The 22951-nt window shown below is 63.6% G+C and carries 27 protein-coding genes; 15 read left to right on the top strand and 12 right to left on the bottom strand.

The genetic code is table 11. The features are described from left to right. Positions 1-60 precede the first annotated feature (60 nt). From pabB to BM173_RS01355, 8 genes are all read left to right on the top strand, one after another. Entirely contained in the window at positions 61-1869 is a 1809-nt protein-coding gene (gene pabB / locus BM173_RS01390) for an aminodeoxychorismate synthase component I (RefSeq protein ID WP_090476632.1), read from the top strand. Next, positions 1870-2532, top strand: coding sequence for an RluA family pseudouridine synthase (locus tag BM173_RS01385; RefSeq protein WP_090476630.1), 663 nt, complete (start codon positions 1870-1872; stop codon positions 2530-2532). It begins immediately after the preceding gene. Beyond that, entirely contained in the window at positions 2532-2936 is a 405-nt protein-coding gene (gene arfB / locus BM173_RS01380) for an alternative ribosome rescue aminoacyl-tRNA hydrolase ArfB (RefSeq protein ID WP_090476627.1), read from the top strand. The genes BM173_RS01385 and arfB overlap by 1 nt, the downstream gene beginning before the upstream one ends. 142 nt (positions 2937-3078) lie before the next feature. Next, complete coding sequence (gene rpmG / locus BM173_RS01375; RefSeq protein WP_090476625.1) at positions 3079-3246, top strand: 50S ribosomal protein L33; 168 nt, start codon at positions 3079-3081, stop codon at positions 3244-3246. A 77-nt stretch (positions 3247-3323) separates the two neighbouring features. Beyond that, on the top strand, positions 3324-3986 hold the full coding sequence (locus tag BM173_RS01370) for a LolA family protein (RefSeq protein ID WP_090476623.1): 663 nt from the start codon (positions 3324-3326) through the stop codon (positions 3984-3986). Between the two features lie 264 nt (positions 3987-4250). Further along, positions 4251-5048 carry an exodeoxyribonuclease III gene (xth, locus tag BM173_RS01365; protein ID WP_090476622.1) on the top strand — a complete coding sequence of 266 codons (798 nt, stop codon included), beginning with the start codon at positions 4251-4253 and terminating at the stop codon, positions 5046-5048. Further along, positions 4997-6106, top strand: coding sequence for a GTP cyclohydrolase II (gene ribA / locus BM173_RS01360; RefSeq protein WP_090478297.1), 1110 nt, complete (start codon positions 4997-4999; stop codon positions 6104-6106). The genes xth and ribA overlap by 52 nt, the downstream gene beginning before the upstream one ends. Then, positions 6103-6603 carry a GNAT family N-acetyltransferase gene (locus BM173_RS01355; protein ID WP_090476620.1) on the top strand — a complete coding sequence of 167 codons (501 nt, stop codon included), beginning with the start codon at positions 6103-6105 and terminating at the stop codon, positions 6601-6603. The genes ribA and BM173_RS01355 overlap by 4 nt, the downstream gene beginning before the upstream one ends. Here the strand turns inward: BM173_RS01355 and asd are convergent. The 7 genes from asd to recQ all read right to left on the bottom strand — a co-directional run bounded on the left by asd (position 6582) and on the right by recQ (position 12081). Further along, positions 6582-7442 carry an archaetidylserine decarboxylase gene (gene asd, locus BM173_RS01350; RefSeq protein WP_090476618.1) on the bottom strand — a complete coding sequence of 287 codons (861 nt, stop codon included), beginning with the start codon at positions 7440-7442 and terminating at the stop codon, positions 6582-6584. The genes BM173_RS01355 and asd overlap by 22 nt on opposite strands. Before the next feature lie 26 nt (positions 7443-7468). Beyond that, positions 7469-7732, bottom strand: coding sequence for a DksA/TraR family C4-type zinc finger protein (locus BM173_RS01345; protein WP_090476616.1), 264 nt, complete (start codon positions 7730-7732; stop codon positions 7469-7471). Between the two features lie 46 nt (positions 7733-7778). Further along, positions 7779-8792, bottom strand: coding sequence for a right-handed parallel beta-helix repeat-containing protein (locus BM173_RS01340; protein WP_342741964.1), 1014 nt, complete (start codon positions 8790-8792; stop codon positions 7779-7781). 33 nt (positions 8793-8825) lie between these two features. Next, the gene (locus BM173_RS01335; protein WP_090476612.1) at positions 8826-9083 is read right to left on the bottom strand and encodes a hypothetical protein; all 258 of its coding nucleotides are present in this window, start codon (positions 9081-9083) and stop codon (positions 8826-8828) included. A gap of 1 nt (position 9084) precedes the next feature. Further along, entirely contained in the window at positions 9085-9288 is a 204-nt protein-coding gene (locus tag BM173_RS01330) for a type II toxin-antitoxin system antitoxin (protein ID WP_090476609.1), read from the bottom strand. Between the two features lie 25 nt (positions 9289-9313). Further along, positions 9314-10204, bottom strand: a complete 891-nt coding sequence (locus BM173_RS01325; RefSeq protein ID WP_090478293.1) for an SPFH domain-containing protein — start codon at positions 10202-10204, stop codon at positions 9314-9316. 92 nt (positions 10205-10296) lie between these two features. Further along, positions 10297-12081 carry a DNA helicase RecQ gene (gene recQ / locus BM173_RS01320; protein WP_090476607.1) on the bottom strand — a complete coding sequence of 595 codons (1785 nt, stop codon included), beginning with the start codon at positions 12079-12081 and terminating at the stop codon, positions 10297-10299. Between the two features lie 130 nt (positions 12082-12211). On the opposite strand from recQ, the gene BM173_RS01315 reads away from it, so the two are divergent. The 6 genes from BM173_RS01315 (at position 12212) to BM173_RS01290 (ending at position 17313) form a co-directional block, all read left to right on the top strand. Beyond that, positions 12212-12502, top strand: a complete 291-nt coding sequence (locus BM173_RS01315; RefSeq protein ID WP_090476605.1) for a hypothetical protein — start codon at positions 12212-12214, stop codon at positions 12500-12502. A gap of 103 nt (positions 12503-12605) precedes the next feature. Continuing rightward, positions 12606-12806: a lipoprotein gene (locus BM173_RS01310; RefSeq protein ID WP_090476603.1), complete on the top strand. Its 201-nt coding sequence runs from the start codon at positions 12606-12608 to the stop codon at positions 12804-12806. Between the two features lie 3 nt (positions 12807-12809). Further along, positions 12810-13991 carry an acyl-CoA dehydrogenase family protein gene (locus tag BM173_RS01305; protein ID WP_224802989.1) on the top strand — a complete coding sequence of 394 codons (1182 nt, stop codon included), beginning with the start codon at positions 12810-12812 and terminating at the stop codon, positions 13989-13991. A gap of 3 nt (positions 13992-13994) precedes the next feature. Continuing rightward, positions 13995-15221: a CoA transferase gene (locus BM173_RS01300; protein WP_090476599.1), complete on the top strand. Its 1227-nt coding sequence runs from the start codon at positions 13995-13997 to the stop codon at positions 15219-15221. A 5-nt stretch (positions 15222-15226) separates the two neighbouring features. Further along, complete coding sequence (locus tag BM173_RS01295; RefSeq protein ID WP_090476597.1) at positions 15227-16459, top strand: acetyl-CoA C-acetyltransferase; 1233 nt, start codon at positions 15227-15229, stop codon at positions 16457-16459. Further along, entirely contained in the window at positions 16459-17313 is an 855-nt protein-coding gene (locus tag BM173_RS01290; protein ID WP_090476593.1) for an HTD2 family dehydratase, read from the top strand. The genes BM173_RS01295 and BM173_RS01290 overlap by 1 nt, the downstream gene beginning before the upstream one ends. Here the strand turns inward: BM173_RS01290 and ppk2 are convergent. After that, on the bottom strand, positions 17310-18080 hold the full coding sequence (gene ppk2 / locus BM173_RS01285; RefSeq protein WP_281247518.1) for a polyphosphate kinase 2: 771 nt from the start codon (positions 18078-18080) through the stop codon (positions 17310-17312). The two genes, BM173_RS01290 and ppk2, sit on opposite strands and share 4 nt — an antisense overlap. 56 nt (positions 18081-18136) lie before the next feature. On the opposite strand from ppk2, the gene phhA reads away from it, so the two are divergent. Further along, positions 18137-19078, top strand: a complete 942-nt coding sequence (phhA, locus tag BM173_RS01280) for a phenylalanine 4-monooxygenase (protein WP_090476591.1) — start codon at positions 18137-18139, stop codon at positions 19076-19078. A 70-nt stretch (positions 19079-19148) separates the two neighbouring features. Here the strand turns inward: phhA and BM173_RS01275 are convergent, their stop codons facing one another. The 4 genes from BM173_RS01275 to BM173_RS01260 all read right to left on the bottom strand — a co-directional run bounded on the left by BM173_RS01275 (position 19149) and on the right by BM173_RS01260 (position 22838). Next, positions 19149-19400, bottom strand: coding sequence for a hypothetical protein (locus tag BM173_RS01275; protein ID WP_090476589.1), 252 nt, complete (start codon positions 19398-19400; stop codon positions 19149-19151). Between the two features lie 82 nt (positions 19401-19482). After that, on the bottom strand, positions 19483-19737 hold the full coding sequence (locus BM173_RS01270; protein ID WP_090476587.1) for a GlsB/YeaQ/YmgE family stress response membrane protein: 255 nt from the start codon (positions 19735-19737) through the stop codon (positions 19483-19485). A 96-nt stretch (positions 19738-19833) separates the two neighbouring features. Continuing rightward, positions 19834-20628, bottom strand: coding sequence for an undecaprenyl-diphosphate phosphatase (locus tag BM173_RS01265; RefSeq protein WP_090476585.1), 795 nt, complete (start codon positions 20626-20628; stop codon positions 19834-19836). 95 nt (positions 20629-20723) lie between these two features. Further along, positions 20724-22838: a M13 family metallopeptidase gene (locus BM173_RS01260; protein WP_090476582.1), complete on the bottom strand. Its 2115-nt coding sequence runs from the start codon at positions 22836-22838 to the stop codon at positions 20724-20726. Between the last annotated feature and the right edge of the window lie 113 nt (positions 22839-22951).

Raw genomic sequence — 22951 nt, 5'->3', positions numbered from 1 at the left:
GAGGCGGCAGGGTCAAGCTATCCCTCGACATAGGCTGCCGCTGCGGTAAAGGCAGGGCATATGGCGCGGCGCGACCCTTTCGTTCTTCTCGACGATGCACGCAGCGATGGTGCGGCAGATGCACTGTTGTTCGAAAACGCGCGCGCGGTCTTCGTCGCTTCGCGGCCCGAAGACGTGGCAGCGACGCTGGAGGCTGCGGAGCGGGCGCGGCGCGACGGCGGGGAACTGGCCGGCTATATCGCCTACGAGGCAGGGCTCGCGCTTGAAGAACGTCTGCAACACAGGGCGTCTGCAAAGACGGGGGCATCCGGCCCGCTCGTGTGGCTGGGCCTGTTCGATGCTCCCACCCGGATCGCGGCCGAGGCCATGCCGGACTGGCTGCGCGAACGCTCTGCCGGTGCTGGAAGTGTCGGTCCGCTGGAGCCGCAATTGTCGCCGGGCAGTTATGCCGAGGCGTTCGATCGACTACAGGAAGCGATCAGCGCAGGCGACATCTACCAGGCCAACCTCACATTCCACCTGGCTGGAAATTTCACCGGCGATCCGCTGGGCCTGTACTCTGCCCTGAGGCCTGCCGCCCAAGCCGGTTACGGCGGGGTCATCTTCGACGGCTCGCACTGGCTGCTCAGCCTCAGCCCCGAACTGTTCGTGTCGCTCAAGGATCGGGAAGCCAAGGCCAAGCCAATGAAGGGCACGCGCCCTCGCGCGGCGGACCCGCAGCAGGATGCGGCGCTGGCCGAAGAACTGGCACAATCGGTCAAGGACAAGGCCGAAAACCTGATGATCGTCGACCTGATGCGCAACGATCTGAGCCGGGTCGCCGAGGCGGGAAGCGTGCGGGTCGACGAACCCTTCGCGATCGAAAGCTATCCGACGGTCCACCAGATGGTGAGTGTGGTCCGCGCGCGGCTCAAGCCGGATGCGGGCGCGATCGACCTCGTGAAGGCGCTTTTCCCGTGCGGGTCGATCACCGGCGCGCCGAAAATCCGCGCGATGGAATTGATCGACGAGGTAGAGCGCGATCCCCGTGGGCCCTATTGCGGGGCCATCGGACGGATCGGTGCGGACGGTGATGCCGCGTTCAATGTGGCCATCCGCACGTTACGCCTGACCGAGATAGAGAACGGACGCGGCAAGGCCGTGCTGGGCGTCGGCGGCGCGATCGTGGCCGACAGCGAGGCGCGTACCGAATGGCGCGAGGCGATCCTCAAGGGCGCGTTCGCCCGGGCATCCTCGCCCGATCACCGCGCGGCGCAGTTCGACCTCATCGAGACGATGCGTTTTTCGCCCGACGAGGGGATCGCATACCTCGAGGAACATCTCCTGCGCATGAAGGAAAGTGCGGGCGAGCTGGGCTTCTCCTTCGACCGGCACGAGGCGCGCAACCAGTTGCACGCGCTATGCTTCGTGGTCGAAAAGCCAAGCCGCATACGCCTGCTGGCGTCGCGTTCGGGGGCTCTCGCCCTCGAAGTGCAGGATATGCCGGCGCCATGGCCGGAACCTGCCAAGTGCATCGTCATGCCCATGCCGGTCGATCCGGGCGATTGGCGGCTTCGTCACAAAACAACCGACCGCAGCTTCTACGAGGATGCGCAAGCAGTGGCCCGGCGCCATGGCGCGCAGGAATGCCTGCTGGTGCGCGAGGATGGCCTTGTCACGGAAGGGTGCGTTACCAACATATTCGTGGAGCGTGACGGCGTCCTGCTGACGCCGCCTGCACACCTTGGCCTGCTTCCCGGCGTGCTGCGCCAGACCCTCCTTGCAGAGGGCAGGGCAAAGGAAGCGGAGCTCACGATTTCCGATCTCGAGGACGGCTTTTTCCTCGGCAATGCGCTGCGCCAGATGGTGCGTGCGGAACTGAAGGACTGAATGACCGATATTCCCATCCTGTTCGAAGACGGCGAGGCGCTCGTCATCAACAAGCCAGCTGGCCTGCCGGTCGACCGGCCGAAGAAGGGTGGTCGGTGCCTTGAAGATCATTTCGAGCAACTGCGTCTGGGCTTCCAGCGCGAACCCTCGCCCGTGCACCGGCTCGATACCGATACCAGCGGCTGCCTGCTCTTGGCCCGCAATCCCAAGTCGCTCAAACGCTTTTCCAAGGCGTTCGAGGACCGCGTGGTCGAGAAGCGCTATCTCGGCATCCTGACCGGCATTCCTTCGGAAACCGAAGGCACTATCGAGCTGTCGCTCGCCAAGATCAGCAGCGCGGAAAAGGGCTGGCGGATGATCGCGGCGAAGAAGGGCAAGCCGTCCGTCACGCACTGGAAGGTCATTGGCGAAAGCGGCGGCCATGCGCTGGTCGAGTTCCGGCCTGAAACCGGGCGCACGCACCAGATACGCATCCATTGCGAGGCTGGGCTCGGCATGCCGCTGCTTGGCGATCCGGTTTACGGGTCGGGCAAGGGCGCGCCGCGCACGATGCTGCACGCGGCAGGGCTGGTCGTGCCACGCGAAAAGAAACCGACCATCGAAGCGAGCGCGCCGATGCCGCGCGATTTTCTCGCACTCGGTTTCACCGACAGTCCGGAATAATGGGCCGCATCGTCGACAAGGCGAATGAAATTGCCGAGGAGAAGTTCATCGCCTCCTCCGGGCCCGGCGGGCAGAACGTCAACAAGGTGGCGACCGCCGTGCAGCTGCGGGTCGATGTGTTCCAGCTCGGCATGCCGCCCGATGCATTCAACCGGCTGAAGGATATCGCCGGCAGCAAGCTGACGCAGGACGGCGAAATCGTCCTCACCGCGAACGAGCACCGCACGCAGGAACGCAATCGCGAAGCGGCTCGTGCACGGCTTGAGGCGATCCTGACGGAAGCGCTGACCCCGCCAAAGAAGCGCAAGAAGAGCCGCGTTAACCGGGTCGGCAAGGTGAAACGCCTCAAGGCCAAGAAGGCGCGCGGCGAGGTAAAGGCCAACCGGGGCAAGGTCCAGCTCTGACGCAGTGCGCGCCAATGCTTGACTTTTCACCGGGAATCACACAAAGGGCGCGCCGGACGGCGGTGCGACCTGCGCCGCCCTTATTTTTTCGGCCGGTTCCCCCGCGGGACGGCCCTTGCAACGAGATCTTTAGGAACACGCCATGGCGAAGCCCGCAACCGTCAAGATCAAGCTCGTCTCGACTGCCGACACGGGCTTCTACTACGTGACCAAGAAGAACCCCCGGAATCACACCGAGAAGTTCGTCTTCAAGAAGTACGATCCGGTCGTGCGCAAGCACGTCGAGTTCAAGGAAGCCAAGATCAAGTAATTTGATCCGGCAAGCTGAACGGCGGGAACGCACGCAGTTCAGTGACAGTTCAATGCTCCGACGCTAAATCGTGGAGCATGAACACCTTGACCCTTTTCAAGAATCGACCCTTCGCCTCGGCCATCGCGTTTGCGGTGGCCACTGCGATTCCGGCAAGCTTTCTGGCTGCCCCCGCCCCGGTAGAGGCGGCGGCAGGCGACCTCGACCGCGCGGTCGACGCGCTGCGCGGCATCGCCACCATGAAAGCCGACTTCGTCCAGACCGACCGCAATGGCCAGTCCGTCTCCGGCGTCATGACGCTGAAGCGCCCCGGCAAGATTCGTTTCGAATACGAAAAGGGTGTGCCCCTGCTCGTCGTTTCGAACGGCAAATCGATGTATATGGTCGATTACGAAGTGAACCAGGTCCAGCGTTGGCCGATCAAGAATTCGCCTCTCGGCGCGCTCCTCGACCCGAGCCGCGACGTGAAGCGTTACGGCAAGCTGGTCCCGACCGGACACAGCGATGTCGTCAGCATCGAAGTGCGGGATCCCAAGCGGCCCGAATTCGGTGCGATCACCCTCATCTTCGCGCGTGATGCCAGCGCCCCCGGTGGCCTGCGCCTCACTCACTGGGTTGCGCTCGATGCACAGAATCACCGCACCACCGTGCGCCTGCGCAATCACCGCTATGGCGTGTCGGTCGCCGACAGCGCATTCACTTTCAAGGACCCGCGCAAAACGTCCCGTCGTCCGGGATAAACGGACCGGCGACGAACCGTTCGTCTTATACGACTTTTGGCGACTCAATGTTCATTGAGCAGCAAGACGATAGGCCCTATTTATAAGTCTACGAAGCGGCGGACGGCAATTTCCCCCCTGTTGATTGCCACCCCTCAAACCGCTTCGTTCCAAGCGTGACGAACGCTCACAAGGAACCCTCGAGCCATTTGCCCCCGGCTCGAGGGTTTTTTGTTGTGTGCGGCAGGGTGGACCGCCGCGCTTCGCCGCCCTATCTCGGCGGCCATGGTTTCTGTTGCATCCTGGAATATCAATTCCGTCCGCCTGCGTATGCCGATCGTCGCCCGCTTTCTCGAAGAGCAAGGGCCCGACATCCTGTGCCTGCAGGAGATCAAGTGCCAGGAACACCAGTTCCCTTTCGAGGCTTTCCGCGAACTCGGTTACGAACACTTCGCGATCCACGGCCAGAAGGGCTATCATGGCGTGGCGACGGTCGGGAAAATCCCCTTCCGCGATTTTTCGAAGCACGACTGGCAGGACAATGGCGAAGCGCGGCACGTCGGCGTGGAACTGACCGATCCAGCACACCAGGGCATGATCGTCGAGAATGTCTATGTCCCCGCTGGCGGAGACGAGCCGGACCGCGAGAAGAACCACAAATTCGGCCAGAAGCTCGATTTTCTCGAACGGATGACGCGCTGGGCTGACAAGATCGACCGTCCGACGCTGATCGTGGGCGATTTCAATATCGCGCCACTCGAAAGCGATGTGTGGAACCACAAGCAATTGCTCAAGGTCGTCAGCCATACGCCGGTGGAGGTCGATGCGCTGCAGCGGTTCATGGACGCTCATGGCTGGGCCGATATCGGGCGCGAACATATCCCTGCGCCCGAACGCTATTACAGCTGGTGGAGCTACCGCGCGAAGGACTGGAAGGCCAACGATCGCGGTCGCCGGCTCGACCACATGTGGGCCAGCCCGGAACTTGCGAAACAGGCAACCGGCCATTCGGTCCACGAATATGCGCGCGACTGGGAAAAGCCCTCCGACCACGTCCCGCTGATGACGGAGTTTTCTCTCTGAGCGAACCGTCGCCTTCCCGCCGGGCGGCGCAGGCCGTTGATGCGCTGAGGCATGGCTGGCCGCTGGCGATCGCCGGTGCGCCGCTGTTGCAGCCGGTCGAAACGGCATTCGGTGAAGTGTCCGCGGGCGAGATGCTGATTTCCGCCACCCGCGCAGCGACGCTGAAGCTGGCAAACCAGCGCGAGGCCGCGGCACCGCGCCAGCCCGTCCTGCTGCGCGGGGCGGAGACGTTCGACCTGCCTGAAGCCTTGGCAATTGCCGATCCCGCGCTGGATCTGACCAAGCCCATGAAGGGGCCGTTCAAGGCGCTGGCGTTGGAATGGGAAGAGCAGGCCGCCGCCGCGCTGGAACTGGCGCGGATCGCCGGGATATTGCCCGCGTTTCTCGTCGCTCCGGACGGTGCGGGAGAGGCCGTGCATCTCGAAGCGTCGGATCTTGACGCTTTTTCGCAGGCTGACACCTTGCGCATCGCATCGCGTGCTTCCCTGCCGGTGGATGCTGCACCCGATGCGCGGATCGTGGCTTTTCGCCATCCCGACGATACGCGCGAGCACGTGGCGCTGGTGATCGGCAAGGAACGCTCGGACAAGCCGCCGCTTGTGCGCCTGCACTCCGAATGCCTGACGGGCGATGTGCTCGGCAGCCTCAAATGCGATTGCGGGCCGCAACTCGACGCGGCCCTTCATGCAATGGCGCATGAGGCGAAAGAAGGCGGCTGGGGTGTGCTTCTCTACATGAGGCAGGAAGGACGCGGCATCGGCCTCATCAACAAGCTGCGCGCCTATCGCCTGCAGGACCAGGGATTCGACACGGTCGATGCGAACACGCGGCTGGGCCTGCCGGACGAAGCGCGTGACTTTCCCACTGCCGCAAGGATGCTCGACCTGCTTGGTGTGCGCAGCATCCGCCTGATGACGAATAACCCGGCCAAGGTGGACGCACTTGGCGCGCATGGCGTCAAAATCGACGAGCGCGTGCCGCACGCCCTGCCGGACAATCCCCACAACGCCCGCTATCTTGCAACGAAGCGTGACCGCGCCGGGCACCTGCTGCCATGAATGCAGTGGCGATCAGGCCTGAAGAGCCATCGGACCACGCGGCTATCGCCGTCATGACAGAGGCCGCTTTCAAGGGCGGAAAGCACAGCGACGGCTCCGAAGTGGCAATCGTCGACCGGCTTAGGAAGGATGGCGACCTGACGCTTTCGCTGGTGGCGGAGGATGCCGAACGCATTATCGGACATGTCGCGGTGTCGCCGGTTACCATCGATGGCAAGGCGGGCAGCTGGTATGGGCTCGGGCCGATTTCCGTTCTGCCCTCCTTGCAGCGGGGCGGTATCGGCTTTCGGCTGATGCAGCGGGCTATCGCAGACATGCGGGAGAGAGGCGCTGCCGGAATAGTCCTGCTCGGCGATCCTGCCTATTATGCTCGCTTCGGTTTCGAACATGATCCGCGGCTGGAATACCCCGGTCCGCCGCCCGAGTATTTTCAGCGCCTTGTCATTGCCGGCGACGCGCCGACAGGTGTCGTGAGCTACGCCCCGGCGTTCGGCTGAAGGCGCCGTCCAAGCGCTTCGCCCATCCGGACGCTGTCGCCAGGCGTGAACCCGTCGAGCCATTCGACGCGGCCCGGTTCGAACAGCAGCACGACGGTCGATCCCAGGATAAAGCGGCCCATTTCGTCGCCTGCCTCGAAGGAATGTGCGCCGCCGGAAAAATCGGTCCGCTTCAGCTTGGGCGAATGGGTCTCTTCCAGTCCAGACCACACCGTTTCAATCCCCGCCACGATCATCGCGCCGACCATGACGCTGGCGAAGCAACCGTCGGGGCCGTCAAACAGGCAGGCGAGCCGTTCGTTGCGGGCAAACAGGCCATCGACATTCTCTGCCGTGACCTGGTTTACCGAGAACAGGTCTCCGGGGACATAGGTGGCGCTGGTGAGCCGGCCTGCTGCGGGCATGTGGACGCGGTGATAGTCGCGCGGGCTCAGATATACCGTGGCGAAGGTGCCGCCTTCGAACAGGCGCGCTGCGTCCTCGTCGCCGCCGAGCAGCTGGCGCGCGGTGAAATGCCGTCCCTTGGCCTGGAAAATCTTGCCATCTTCGATGCGGCCGATCTGGCTGATCGCGCCGTCGGCGGGGGAAAGGATATACTCGCCGGCATCGGCCAGCGGCCTGGCGCCGGGCTTCAGTTCGCGGGTGAAGAAGTCGTTGAAGCTGCGGTATTCATCGATGCCGCGCGCCGCTTCGCTCATGTCGACGTCGTATGCGTCGATGAAGCGGCGGATCAGCAGGTTCTTGACCGCGCCCGCCTCGCTCGAGGCGAGAGAGCCCGCCATGCGGGAGACGGCGTGGTGCGGCAGCATGTGCTGGAGCCAGATGAAGGGTGATGCCATTCCGGGGCCGTGAACCGAATTGCGCCCTAGCGCAACTGGCTGTCCTTGCTGCCGCGGCGATTGATGCCGGACTGGCGGGTGGTGGCATCGCGGGCCGACTGGCAGGCGACGCAAGTGCGTACGCCGGGCAAGGCATCGCGGCGCTTCTGCGGGATCGGCTCTCCGCACTCATCGCAATATTCGGCGCTGTCGCCACGCGGCATGCGCGCGCGCGCCGCACTGACGGCATCGCTTACCGTGTCGTCAATCTGGTCCTGTACGGCGCCGTCTCGCGCCCATCCGCCTGCCATGTTTCGCTCCTTTCCCGATCAACGATGCCGGGGGCGAGGGCGTTCCTCAGCGGCTTTCGAAAGGTTTAAGGTTCGTGCCCAGCGAGTTCTCGCCGACGGCAAGGGCGTCACCCGTCCAGTCGGCAATGAATGCGGGTTTGCGTGTGATGCCGGGCGCAAGGCGCGCGTCGTTGTCGCGGATGACCAGGCCGTCGGACGAATATTTCCCGCCTTCCGCGCCGATCGCGATCAGGGCGGACCAGTTTTCCTTGTCCTTGCCCTGGACGAACCAGTTCCCGCTGATCATGCCCGAGCCCCCTTCGGGCAGGTCGATCATGTAATTCGTGCCGCGCCCGCCGGTGTCGTCGAAACTGTTGTTGGCGATGCGATTGCGACTGGCGCGTGATTTCACATAGTGCCCGCCGCGCCCCTGTTCGAAGCGGCTGCGCGTCACTTCGAGTTCGCCATAGTCGCCGACATAGATCGAATGGGCGCACCCGCCGCTTCCTTCGCAGGTGCCGAGACGGGTGAAAGTGGATTTGTCGATGGTGATCCGGTTCGACTTGCCGTTGACCGTCAGCAATCCCTGGTCGCTATCGCGGAACCAGCTCTGGACGATGGAAAGTTCGCCATTTTCCAGGCGGATGCCGGCACCGTTCTTTTCCCGCACATGCATGTTGGCAAAGGTCAGCCCCCGGATGGCCGCGCTATCGCCGCGCAGGACAAGCGCCGCCTTGCCTTCACAGATTCCGCCGTCGAAAATCGCCTTGCCGGCCTCCGCCGCGCGAAATTCAATCCGGCCTGCTTTCTGGACCGCGCACTGGTCGTAAACGCCGGGCGCCACGAGGATCGTGCCCCTGGCATCGCCAATAGCGTCGACCGCGTCCTGGAGCAGCGCGAATCCCTGTCCCGTTTCTGCGATGGTGAAGTTTCCGCGGGCTGGTTGGGCCATGACTGCAGCAAGCGGAATGGCGCCAACTGCGAGGGCCGCGACGCCGGCCACGATCCAACGCGGGAGGCGATCGGCAGCAGAGGCGAAGGGCGAAACCATCGCAATTGCATAGGATTTAATGGTTAACATCGCGCAAACAGGATGATCGCGCGGATACGGATGTCAATCCTTCTCGCCATGACGCCAGCGCCAGCCGCCACGCGTCTTGTGCTTAGCGATGAAGACCACGGCGAGAGTGGCGAGCAGCCAGACCACGATCGCAAAGCCGAGCCCGATGGCCGGATCCCACTCCAGCACGGGCGCCGGAGACAGCATGACCAGCGTATAGACGGCCAGCAGCGCCCAGCCCTGCCAGGCGATCGGCAGCCCTGCGCCGTAACCGAAGCGCTTGGGGGCGAACCAGGGTTTGTCGTCCTTCATCTCAGTCCTCCTTCTTCGGGCGCCCGCGCTTGGGCTGCTTGGAAATCGCGACGTCGATACCGCGCTTTTTCAGCGCTTCGCGCAACAACATTTCGATCTGCGCATTGGCGCTGCGCAATTCGTCCGCCGCCAGGCGCTCGACCGCAGCATGGACAGCCGGGTCGAGACGCAGGGCGAAGGCTTTCTTGGCTGGTGGTTTGGCCATGAGGCCTCTCCGCTAGTCCTTCAGATCAGTACAGCGAGCCGGCGTTGACCACCGGGTGCGCATCCTTCTCGCCGCACAGCACGACCATCAGGTTGGACACCATGGCCGCACGCCGCTCGTCGTCGAGCTCGACGATATTGTCTTCGCTAAGCTTGGTGAGGGCATCCTCGACCATGCCGACCGCACCCAGCACGATCTTGGTGCGCGCCGCGATGATGGCGTCGGCCTGCTGGCGCTTGAGCATGGCGCTGGCGATTTCGCTCGCATAGGCGAGGTGCGTGAGGCCCGCTTCATCGACGACGATGCCGGCGACCTTGAGCCGGTCGTTGAGCTCTTCCAGGAGCTCGCGGTTGACCACGTCGCCGCCTCCGCGAAGCGTGACTTCCTCGCCTTCGAAATCATCATAGGGATGACGAGAGCCGACGGTGCGCAGGCCCGCTTCAATCTGGATGTTCACGAACTCCTTGTAGTCGTCGACATCGAAGCTCGCCTGGGCAGTGTCGCGCACGCGCCAGACCACGTTGCAGGCGATCTCGATCGGGTTACCCCGCAGGTCGTTGATCTTGACCCGTTCGGAATGGATATTGTGCGCACGGGCCGAAATCTTGTTCTTGCCCATCCACGGCCACACCCAGCGCAGCCCCTCGGTACGCTCGCTACCCTTGTATTCGCCGAACAGCGTGATGACCGCCGCCTGGTTGGGCTGGATCATGAAGAAGCCGAGGCCCACGATCACGACTCCGATGACCGAAGTGGACAGGGCTACCAGGAAGAGGATTTTCGCCCCCGACGCCGCGCCGTCCTCGGGCGCCAGGCCGGGCAGGACAAGAGCCAGGACGGCGATAAGGCCGACCAGCACCAACAACATGATGTAGCCATTGTAACTCGTCGCCGCGCTTTCGCGGCTGGTTTTCATTCCGGACAATTCCACCGACATAACCTGCCTCCTGTTATATAATTATGATATCATAAATATATCAGGCGCAGTGTTCGGTCAAGAACATCCGGTCAGTGGCGGGCGATCTCTGCCAGGAAACGTTCGCCATAGGCGTCGAGCTTGCGCGCTCCGACACCCCCGAGACGACCCAGTTCAGACAGGGTCGAGGGCCGGCTTGAAGCCATTTCGCGCAGGGTCGAATCGTGGAATACGACATAGGGCGGGACACCCGCCTCCTTGGCGAGATCGCGGCGCAGATCGCGCAATGCCTCGAACAAGGGATCGCCGACCGGATTGGCTGCCGCTTCGCCGCGCCGCCTGCGGCTGCGCTTGGGCGGGACGATGATCTCGACCTTGCGCTCGCCCTTGATTATCTCGCGTGCCGCGCCGCCAAGCGAGAGGCCGCCGTGCTCGGTCGGGACGAGATCCCCCCGCGCCTGGAGCGCCCGGCCTAGCGGTTGCAAGAGCCGGGCGTCCTCGCCTTCGACGATACCGAAGACGCTCAACCGGTCGTGTCCGCGCTGGCGCACGCGCTCGTCCTCGGCGCCGACAAGCACTTTCTGCAGATGTCCCATGCCGAAGCTCTGGCCCGTGCGGTAGACCGCCGAGAGCAGCTTGCGCGCGAGTTCGGTGGTGTCCGTGACCTTGGGCGGATCGAGGCAATTGTCGCAATTGCCGCAAGTTTCGTCGGGGTCCTCCCCGAAATGGCGCAGGAGAACCGCGCGGCGGCAATGCGGCGTTTCGACCAGTCCGGCCAGCGCATCGAGGCGCGCCCGCTCCGCGCTGCGTCGCCCTTCCGGTAACTCTATCAGGCGTTGGCGCGCCGTGGCGAAATCGGCTGCGCCCCAGAACATGGTCGCAAGGCTCGGATCGCCGTCGCGCCCGGCACGGCCTGTTTCCTGATAGTAGCCTTCGATCGACTTGGGCACGCCGACATGGGCAACGAAGCGCACGTCCGGCTTGTCGATCCCCATGCCGAAAGCAATCGTGGCGACGATCACCATGTCCTCGCTCTCGACGAAGGTCGCCTGGTTGGCGGCGCGCGTCTCTGCCGGAAGCCCTGCATGATAGGGACGCACGGCGCGGCCGGTTGCAGCGGCGAGCTTTTCGGCCAGCTCCTCCACCTTGCGGCGGGTCTGGGCGTAGACGATGCCGGGGCCGGGCTGGCGGGCCATGAGATCGGAAATCTGCCGCACGGGATTGTCGCGCGTGGTGATCGCATAGCGGATATTGGGCCGGTCGAAGCCGGCGAGCACCAGCCCGTCCTCCGGAACGCCTAGCTGCGTCATCACGTCGGCGCGTGTCTGCCGGTCTGCGGTGGCCGTCAGCGCCAGGCGAGGCACATCGGGGAAGGCGTCCATCAACGGGCGCAGCTGGCGGTAATCGGGGCGGAAGTCGTGCCCCCATTCCGACACGCAATGCGCCTCGTCGACCGCGAACAGGGCGAGCGGTGCAGCGCCCAGCATGTCGCGGAAACCCGGCTGGCTGGCGCGCTCCGGCGCTACATAGAGCAGGTCCAGCTCTCCCGCGCGGAAAGCATCCTGCGTTTCGCGCCAGTCGGCATCGGCACTGGTCAGCGTGGCGGCACGGACCCCGTTTGCCCGTGCGCTGCGCAGCTGGTCGTGCATCAGCGCGATGAGCGGGCTGATGACGATGCAGGTGCCTGGCATCATGACCGCCGGAAGCTGATAGGTCAGCGACTTTCCTGCACCGGTCGGCATCACTGCAAGTGTGGACTGTCCATTGAGGACACGCTCGACGACATCTTCCTGCCGACCGCGGAATCCGTCGAACCCGAAGGTCGAACGCAGGGCTTCGCGGGCGCGGTCCAGATTGTCTCCATCGAGCGGGGGCATGCCACCCTCTCGCCGCCTCGTGCTCAGCGCGCAAGCGGCGTTGCTGCATTTTCCCCTTGGACCTTGGGGCCAGTGCATATTAACCACCCCTCCCGACAGCGCCGACCGGCGCTCAGATCAGGAGAGACACATGAAGTTCCGTATTCTTGCCGCTGCAACCGCTTCGCTGGCGCTGGCCGCCTGTGGCAGTGCCGACGACGCGTCGACCGAAGCAGAGGCCGACACGGTCGAAGTTGCTGCGGACGAGGCGCTTGAGCCGGTGACCGAAGAGCCGGTCGAAGACGCCGCTGCAAGCGAACCGGTCGAAGTCGACAATTCGGCTGCAGAGGCAGCTGAAACCGCGTCGATCGAAGAGGCCGGCGATAATGCCGCCGCCACTGCGGAAGCCGCGCTCGACGCGATGGCCGAAGAAAACCAGTAAGCGTAGGTTACGCGGGCAGGGGACGGGCGCGAAGGGCGCGTCTGTCCCTTTGCTTGCCGTAGCGGATTTTGCCCCGCCGTTGCGCGGGATTAGTCTGTCTTCGATGAGACGACTCGAAACTCTTGCGGCCCTTGCCGCGATCGCACTCGCCGGATGCAGCGAGGGGCCTCCCGCCGCGCCTCCCGAAGTGACTGCGGACGAGGCGCAGGCGCTCGAAGACGCTGCCAGCATGCTGGACGAAGCGCGTCTCGAAACCGGACCCGATACGGTCCCCCAAGCAGATACCGAGGCAGGAGAGGAATAGGCCATGTCGACACCCAACCCCGGAATGGATGCGGAGACTTTCGACCAGTTCCTGGACCAGCTCGAACGCTATGTCCGCGAACGGCTGATCCCGGCTGAAAAGGACGTTATCGAACAGGACAAGGTCCCCGACGATATCCTGGCCGAGATGAAGGACATGGGCCTGTTCGGCCTGACCGTGCCCGAAGAATTCGGCGGCGCGGGCCTCAACATCACCCAATATGCCAAGGTCGTGCAGACCATGGCCTATGCCGCGCCGGCCTATCGCTCCATCTTCTCGATAAATGTCGGCATGTTCAATTCCGCGATCAAGAACGGCGGCACACCGGAACAGCAGGCCGAATGGTGGCCGCGTATCGCCGCCGGCGAGATTGCCTGTTTCGGCCTGACCGAGCCGGGCAGCGGCAGCGACAGCGCTGCGATGCAGACGATGGCGAAGCCCGATCCCGACGGCAACGGCTGGATCCTCAACGGGACCAAGCGCTACATCACCAATGCGCCGCACGCCGACGTCGCCCTGATCATGGCGCGTACGGAGAAGGACGCGCTGCCCAAGAACGCTCATGTCTCTGCCTTCATCGTGCCGATGGATACGCCGGGCATGTCCACCTCCAGCCCCGACAAGAAGATGGGTCAGGCAGGCAGCCATATCTCCGATGTCATGCTCGACGACGTGCACGTGCCGGGCGATGCCCTGCTTGGCGGGGAAACCGGACAGGGTTTCCGTTTCGCCATGATGAGCCTCGACAACGGCCGGATTTCCGTCGGCGCGGCGAGCGCTGGCTATGCCCGCCGTGCGCTCGACAGCGCGATCAAATATGCGAACGAGCGTCAGGCGTTCGGCGAACCCATCGCCAACTTCCAGCTGATCCAGCAGATGCTGGCCGAAAGCTGGACCGAGATCTACGCCGCCGAAGCGATGATGGCGGACGTCACCGCGCGCGTGGATCGCGGCGAGGACACCGTGAAACATGCCGCCGCCTTCAAGGTCTTCGCATCCGAAATGTGCGGCCGCGTTGTCGACCGTGTGGTGCAGATCTATGGCGGCGCAGGCTACCTCGCCGAATACGACGCCGAACGCTTCTTCCGCGATGCGCGCATCTACCGCATCTACGAAGGCACCACGCAAATCCTGCAGTTGCAGATCGCCAAGCGGATGCTGCGCGAATATGCACAGAGCGTTTGAGGCGTGTACGGCCTCCTCAACGACCTGAGCATCATAGAGGCGTCCAGCTTCGTCGCCTCCCCTACCGCAGGGCTTTATTGCGCGCAGATGGGGGCGGAGGTGATCCGCGTCGACCACAAGGAAGGCGGGCTCGATTACGATCGCTACATGCTCACCAAAGAGGGCCGCTCTCTAAGCTGGGAGAACCTCAACCGCGCGAAGAAATCGGTCGCACTTGACCTCAGGAGCGGCGAGGGGCGTGAATTGCTGGTCGAACTGTCGGCGAAAACCGGCAACCTCATCACCAACCTGCCGGAAAAGAGCTTCCTCTCGCACGATGCTGTCGCGGCGAACCGCCCCGACCTTGTCAGCGTGCGCATCATGGGCTGGCATGACGGGCGCCAGGCAATGGACTTCACCGTCAACGCCGCCAGCGGCTATCCGCTGATGTGCGGACCGGAGGACTGGGACGAGGCAACCGCGCCGCCGGTCAACCAGGTCCTGCCCGCGTGGGATTTCATCACCGGCGCCTATTGCGCCTTCGCGCTCGTCGCCGCGATCCGCCACCGCGACCACACCGGCGAGGGCAGCCAGCTGCGCGTGCCCTTGGGCGATGTCGCCATCGGCACGGTCGCCAACAGCGGTGCGATGGCCGAGATGCTCTATCGCGGGGCAGATCGCGAGCGGCTCGGCAATGCGATCTGGGGCGCGTTCGGGCGCGATTTCCGCAGTCTCGACAACACGCGCTTCATGGTCGCCGCGCTCACAGCAAAGCAGTGGGCAGGGCTAGTAAAGGCATTTGGCGTCGAAGACGAAATCGCCGCGCTGGAGAAGGAATGCGGCGTCCGTTTCGCCGATGGCGATGACCCGCGCTTCAAGCACCGCCATGCCCTCTTCGACCTCTTCCAGTCGCGCGCCGGAACAATGGACTGGCCGGAACTCGAGCGCCGTATGGCGGCAGAGGGCTGCACTTTCGAGCGCTATCGCACCATGCACGAAGCGGCGAACGATCCGGTTCTGGTCGACGACAATCCGCTCTTCACGCGGACGTCCGCCAACCCCTCCGGCTTCGAATATCCCGCCACTCGCAGCTTCGCCAATATCCCGGGACGCGATGCTGGCGAGCCTGCACCTGCGCCCTACCTCGGCCAGCATACCGAAGAAGTGCTCGCGACACGTCTCGGCCTGTCCTCGGGCGCCATCGGCGCGCTGGTGGACCGCGATATCGCCCGTCTTTCCGATAAGGACTAATTTTCATGACCCAGCTTCGCCGCGTTGCCATCTGCAAGCCCTTGCGCACTCCCGTCGGGAAATTCCTCGGCAGCCTCGCCCCGCTCGAGGCGGGCGCGCTGGGTGCGGTCATCATCAAGGCTCTGGTCGAGCGTTCGGGCGTCGACCCCATGCGCGTTGACGATGTGGTCTTCAGCCAAGGTTACGGCAGCGGTGAAGCACCTGCTATCGGACGCTGGAGCTGGCTTGCCGCGGGCTATCCGATCGAAGTGCCCGGCATGCAGCTCGACCGGCGCTGCGGTTCCGGCCTCCAGGCGGTCGCAACGGCGGCGATGATGGTCCAGACCGGCATGGCCGATTGCGTGCTGGCAGGCGGCGTCGAAAGCATGTCCAATGTCGAACACTATACGACCAAGGCCCGCCACGGTGCACGCCTGGGCGACATGGTCATGTGGGACCGCCTCACCCGAGGCCGCCTGATGAGCCAGCCGATCGAGCGCTTCGGCGTCATTACCGGCATGATCGAGACGGCTGAAAACCTCGCCAAGGATTACGACATCAGCCGCGAGGCGTCCGACGCTTTCGCGGTCCGCAGCCACCAGAACGCGGCAAAGGCATGGGAAGAGGGTAAGTTCGACGATCAGCTGGTGGCGGTCGAGATCCCGCAGCGCCGAGGTGATCCCGTCGTCTTCGCCAAGGACGAGGGCTTCCGCGCCGATGCCGACATGGAGAGCCTAGGCAAGCTGCGCGCTATCGACCTGAAGCGTGACCCGCAAGCCATCGTGACGGCAGGCAATGCCAGCCAGCAGAACGATGCCGCAGCGGCCTGCCTGGTCGTCGCCGAAGACAAGGTCGAGGAACTCGGCCTCGAGCCGATCCTGTGGTTCCATTCATGGAGCGCGGCGGGCTGTGATCCCAGCCGCATGGGCATCGGCCCGGTCCCTGCGGTCGAGCGGCTGTTTGCGCGGGGCGGCCTCGGATGGGACGATATCGGTCTCATCGAACTCAACGAAGCCTTCGCTCCGCAGGCGCTCGCCGTGCTGAAGGGCTGGGGATTTGCCGAGGACGACAGCCGCCGCGACATCGTCAACGTCAACGGCTCGGGCATCTCGCTCGGCCACCCCATCGGTGCGACCGGCATCCGCATCCTGGCCGACATGGCGCATGAAATGCAGCGCCGCGAAGTGAAGTATGGCCTCGAGACCATGTGCATTGGCGGCGGGCAGGGCATGGCCGCCGTTTTCGAGCGCGCGGCCTGATGAGCGACTGGCAGGCATGGGTCGGGCGCGAACAGCGTAGCGCGGACCGGCTCGATCCTGGGCTTGCCGCGCGCTGGTGCGCGACTTTCGATCGCGATGCGCCGACGAAAGCGCAGATGCCGCAGGGCATCCACCTATGCCTCTGCACGCCCGAAGCGCGGACTTCGCAACTTGGCGAAGACGGCCATCCGACGCGCGATCAGAGCCAGGCCAGCTTCCTGCCGCCCATTCCGCTTCCCCGCCGCATGTGGGCATCGAGCGCGATGCAGTTCCACGCTCCAATCTCCGTCGGCGCCACCATCGAGCGCTCCAGCCGCATTGTGTCGGTCACGCCCAAGTCGGGCAGCAGGGGTGAGATGGTTTTCGTCGAGATCGATCACGAGACCAGCGCCGATGGTGTGCTGGCCGTCAGCGAGCGGCAGAGCGTCGTCTACCTCGAAGCACTCGCCACAGACGCGCCCCTTTCCCCGCCGCCTGCTGGCGAGGGCAGTTTCGACCCCTCGCAATGGGAGGCGCACCGCGAATTCGTCCCCGACGAACGCCTGCTGTTCCGGTTTTCGGCGCTGACTTTCAACACCCACCGCATCCATTATGACGCGCCGTATGCGCGCGAGATTGAGCGCTATCGCGGCTTGGTCGTCCACGGTCCTCTCAGCGCTAGCCTGCTGTTGCAACTCGCCGCCGAAAAATATGGCGAGAACCGGCTTGCCAGCTTCACCTTCCGCGGGGCGAGCCCGGCAATAGCGGGCGAGACGCTGCACCTCGCATTGCGCGAAGGCGATGACGGGATCGAAATGGGAGCCTTCGCCGGAGACGGGCGACAGGTGGTGAAGTCAAGCGCGACCCTCGCCTAGTCGACCGGATAATCCGCAATAGGTTTGAGCGATCCATAGGTCTCTTCCACCGGATCGTGCCCAAGATCGGGAAAGTCGATAGAGGGCGGCTCCACCCGCGTGTCGGGCAGGCGATCCAATAGATTGCGTACCAGGGTCAATCGGCCGCGCTTCTGGTCGTTGAAATCGACCAGCGTCCACGGTGCCCATTCGGTGTGGGTCGCTGCCAGCATGGCTTCGCGGGCGCGGGTATACTCATCGTACTTGCTGCGCGCGGCGAGATCGATCGGAGAGAGCTTCCAGCGCTTGAGCGGGTCTTCCAGCCGTTCGCGCAGGCGCTCTTCCTGCTGTTCCTGATCGGTACCGAGCCAGTATTTGAAGAGCATTATGCCATCGTCGACCAGCAGCTTTTCGAAAGCAGGGACCTGGCGCAGGAAATCATCGACCTGGCCATCATCGGCAAAGCCCATAACCCGCTCGACCCCGGCGCGATTGTACCAGCTGCGATCGAACAGCACGATTTCGCCTGCGGAAGGGAGATGCTTGGCATAGCGCTGGAAATACCACTGGCTGCGCTCTTCCTCGCTGGGCTTCGACAGGGCGACAATGCGGCACTGGCGCGGATTGAGGCGTTCGCGCACGGCCTTGATCGCACCGCCCTTGCCGGCGGTATCGCGTCCTTCGAACAACACAACGATCCGCTGACCGGTCGCCATCGCCCAGCGCGCCATGCCGACAAGCTCTTCCTGCATGGGTTCGATCGCGTCTTCGTAATCGCTCTTCTTCACGCTCTGCTCCGATCGGTTTGTGTCCGGCTGCGTATGCTAGTATCAACGGCAACGATATGGCTACACTTGCAAAAACCGAACAGGATTTTTCGCGTCTCCCGGACTTGCCGGACGACGTCTTCACGGCCCCGCTGAAAAAGCCGGAGCATGTTGGCGACGACTGGCTGGAACCGAAGCAGACCGAATACGACAGCGAAGACGACGCGATCTGGAACGACCTTTTCGCGCGCCAGATGGACGTGCTTCCGGGCCGTGCGGCGACGGCTTTCATGGAAGGTACCGAAAAACTGGACCTCGGGCGCGGCGGCGTGCCCGAGTTCGGCAAGCTTTCGGAAGAGCTGGGCAAGCTGACGGGGTGGAGCGTGGTGCCGGTGCCCATGCTGATCCCCGATCACGTGTTCTTCTGGCACCTCGCCAATCGCCGCTTCCCGGCAGGCAATTTCATCCGCACGCGCGAGACCTTCGATTACATTCAGGAGCCGGACGTCTTCCACGACGTGTTCGGCCATGTGCCGATGCTGACCGATCCGGTCTATGCCGATTACATGCAGGAATATGGCCGCGCGGGCTGGAAGGCGATGCGCTACAACCGGCTGAAGGCGCTCGGTTCGCTCTACTGGTATACGGTCGAATTCGGCCTGATCGAGGAACAGCCCGGCGACATCCGTGCTTATGGCGCGGGTATCCTGTCCGGCCCGACTGAAGTCGTCTATTCAGTGGAGGCGGAAAGCCCCAATCGCATCATGCTCAATGTCGACCGGGTCATGCGCACCGACTACGTGATCAGCGACCTGCAGCCGACCTATTTCGTCATTCCCAGCTTCGAGGACCTTTACCGCCAGACGGTGGAGCGGGACTTCGACAAGCTCTACAAGAGCCTCGGCCCGGGTTTCACCTATGCCAATACGGCGGTGATCGATGTCGATTACGTCGTGAACCGCGGCACGCTGGAATACACCCTGCGCGGTGGGCGCGGATCGGGCGCGAAGCCGGTCTGATCGCTAAATGAAAACGGCCCCGGATCGCTCCGGGGCCGCTTCGTTTTGGTAAGCTTGGAAAGCTTCGAGATTACATCTCGTCGATTTCGTCAGCCTGTTCTTCCATCGACTCTTCCATCGCGTCGGTCTGGTCGTCCATGGCATCGGCCTGCTCGTCGGTGATTTCACCGGCAGCTTCCATTTCATTGACCTGTGCGTCGCGAGCGTCTTCCATCTCTTCGATGTTGGCTTCAGCTTCGTTTTCTGCGGCGCTGTCGCAAGCGGCAAGGCCGAGGCTCATGGCGGCGGCAGAAGCGACGAGAGTTGCTTTGGTGAATTTCATTGTGGTCTTCCCCTTGGTATTCGGGCGGCGCCAGGATTGGGCCGTCCGGTTATTGGTCAATCGATGTTGAGATACGCGCTGGTCAGCGCAGCACCCGCTCCCGAACGACATTGTAGAGTCCGACCATCACAATCGCACCGATGGTGGCCCACAGCAGCGTGCCCGCCCGGATCGCTCCGAGGAAAACGCCGCCGGAAGTAGCAATCCCCACGACGAGCGAACCGGCAATGCCGGCCAGCACGTTGCGAAGAATGGTACGGCCATCTTCGATCTTGAGTGCGATCGATCCAAGCCACCCCATCAGGGCGCCCGTCACGATCAGGATAATCAGACCCATAGTCAGTCCTTGCGGTTTACTCGTGCCCAATAAAAAGCCGCTTGCGGCGATTGGTTCCACAAATGTGACGGAACGGTGGCAGGTTTGGAGCTGTTCTCAGAGGAAGGCGAGCAGTGCTGCGCCGAGGGCAACCCGGTAGATCACGAAGACCAGCATCGACGCTTTCTTGAGGAAATTCATCAGGAAAACCATCGTTGCCAGCGCGGTGAAGAAGGTCAGGATGCCGGCGACGATGGCGTCCTGCTGCATCTGGGCCGTTGCGTCGGCCAGGTCGAAGGCTGCAAGCAGGCCCGCTCCTGCAACGGCAGGAATGGCAAGCAGGAAGGAAAAGCGGGCCGATTCCACGCGCTGGTAGCCAAGGGCCCGCGCGGCAGTCATGGTGGCGCCCGAACGGCTGGTGCCGGGGATCAGCGCCATCGCCTGGGCAAGACCGACGAGAATGGCATCGCGCAGCGTCATGTCCTCATAGGCCTTGGTTTCCTTGCCGAAACGGTCGGCAAGGCCGAGCAAGATACCGAAGACGATCAGGTTCGTCGCGACCAGCTGGGTCGAGCGGAAACCTTCCAGATACCCGCCGAGCTTGAGGAACAGCCCGAGCGCAACAGCAGGGATGGTTCCGATCACCACGAACCAGAACAGGCGGCGCTGGGCATCGTCCTTGGCCAGGCCCACGCTGGCAAAACCGCCCCGCGCAAGGCCCATCACGTCCTTGCGGAAGTAGAGGATGATCGCGAGCAGCGAACCCACGTGCACGGCGACGTCGATCAGCGGCCCCTGGTCGGGAAAATCCGTCAGCTTGGGGATCAGGATCAGGTGGCCCGAGGAGGAAATCGGGAGGAATTCAGTGATTCCCTGGACCAGTGCGATCAGCAATTCTTGGAGGAAGGTCATGTCGCGGTGGAATTGGCACAAGGTTTGGACAAGTCAAACAAAAACCCCGCCGGCACCGGGCCGACGGGGTTCGAATTGTAGGGATAGCGATCCGCTTACCAGATCTTGATGCGCTCTTCCGGCGGCAGGTAGAGATCGTCTTCCGGCGACACGTCGAACGCATCGTACCATGCATCGAGATGGCGCACGGCATTGTTGAGGCGGAATTCGCCCGGCGGGTGGTTGGCGGTCATCACGCGGTTGCGCAGGCTTTCCTCGCGCTCCATGCCGCGCCAGATCTGCGCAAAGCCCAGGAAGAAGCGCTGGTCGCCGGTCAGCCCGTCGATCACCGGCGCTTCCTCGCCATTGAGCGAGAGGCGATAGGCGCGATAGGCCATCTGCAGGCCGACCACATCGCCAAGCGTTTCGCCCATGGACTGGTTGCCGCGCAGGCAGACGGGGCCTTCCGGACTATCGACCGGGCAGTAGGCCTCGATGAAGCCGGCCATGCGCTTGGTGTATTCCTCGAAGCCCTTGCGGTCGGAATCCTGCCACCAGTTGCGCAGCGTGCCGGTGGCATCGAACTGGCTGCCCTGGTCGTCATATCCGTGGCCGATCTCGTGACCGATCACGGCACCGATGCCGCCATAGTTCACGGCTTCGTCGGCCTCGGCATTAAAGAAGGGCGGTTGCAGGATGGCTGCGGGAAAGACGATCCGGTTGGTGAGCGGCGAATAATAGGCGTTCACCGTCTGCGGGAACATGCCCCACTCGGTCGGATCCACCTTCGTGCCGAGGCGCGCGCGGCCGTCTTCTTCCTGCCACACCCGCGCATTCATCAGGTTTCCGAGCGGGTCGGTGGCGTCGATTTCGAGGCCGTCATAAGTCTCGAACTCGGCCGGATAGCCGATCATCGGGACGAAACCTTCGAGCTTTGTACGCGCTTCGGCGATGGTCTCCGGCGTCATCCACTCATTCGCATCGAGCGCCATGCTCATGGAGCGAGAAAGGTTTGCGACCAGCTCGTCCATGCGCGCCTTGCTTTCAGGCGGGAAATAGCGGGCGACGTAAAGAGCGCCAAGCTGTTCGCCCAGAGCGCCTTCGGCTGCGTTGATCGCGCGCTTCCAGCGCTCCTGCTGTTCTTCCTGGCCATTGATGGTCTTGCCGTAGAAGGCGAAATTCGCATCATCGAGCTCAGCGGAAAGGACCGCAGCGTTATTCTGGAGGAAGCGGGTAGCCATGTAGGCCTTGAGCGTTGCCAGCGGCGTCTCGGTCAGCAGCTGCATCATCGCCGGGAGGCCGCCGCCGATCATGTCCAGCTGTTCCTGCGTCAGTTCCAGCTCCTCGATTTCTTCCGCCGTCGGCGGGAGCTGGCGTGCGAGATAGCGTTCCTGTCCGCCAAGCTGCGATGCTTCGAGCAGGGCGGCGATCGGGAAATCGCCGGCCATTTCCGCCAGGTCGTCGGGCGTCAGTTCGTTGTAGGTGAGCTTCGGCATGCGCAGGACCTGGCGGGCCCATTCCAGCTCGGCGACCTTGTGTTCGAATGCGTACACTGCCTGCGCAGCCGCTGCGGGATCGGCATAGCCTGCCGCGCCCAGCATGGTCGCAAGATATTCCATATAGGCCTCGCGAACCTTCAGATTGCTTTCGGAATCGACGAGGTAATAGTCGCGGTCGGGAAGGCCCATGCCGTCGAACCCGATGCCGACTGCATGGTCGGTGGGGTTGCGGGCGTCGATCGTGACGCCGGCGGTGACGAGACCGGGATAGCGCGGATCGCCGAACAAGGACACCAGCGAGGCAAGGTCCTCTGCCGCGAAGATGGTGTCGAGATAGGGACGCGCAGGCGCCAGTCCGCTTGCATCGATGGCCTCGACGTCGAGATAGGCGCTGTAGGCATCGACGATACGGCGGGCCGCAGTGCCAGGCTCCGGGTTGGACGCGACGAGGTCGTTCACCAGTGTCTGCACGTCATGGATCGATCCTTCGCGCAGCATGTCGAACGCTCCGAAGCGCTGGCGGTCGGCAGGGATTTCGTTTTCGGCAATCCACTTGCCGTTGACGTAGGCGTTGAAATCGTCGCCCGGATCGACGCTGTCGTCGATCAGGTCGGTGCCGACACCCCAGGTGCCGAAGTCCATCGTCGGGCTGGCCGCTTCTTCGGCCGCTGCAGGCGCGCCGAGGATTAGGGCGATGGCAGACGCCCCTGCGGCAAGGAAATTCTTGGTCATGTGCGAAGTCTCCGAAGGAAATCTTGTATGCGCGCCCCCCGCGCGCGGATTCGAGTGCATGCTAGCTAGCGAAAGCGGGCGAGGATCGGTCGCCGCTCGTCGGTCCAGTCATC

It is taken from the genome of Qipengyuania nanhaisediminis, assembly GCF_900115585.1.
Lineage (GTDB): Bacteria > Pseudomonadota > Alphaproteobacteria > Sphingomonadales > Sphingomonadaceae > Qipengyuania > Qipengyuania nanhaisediminis.
This window is presented reverse-complemented; position numbering and strand designations above follow the sequence as displayed.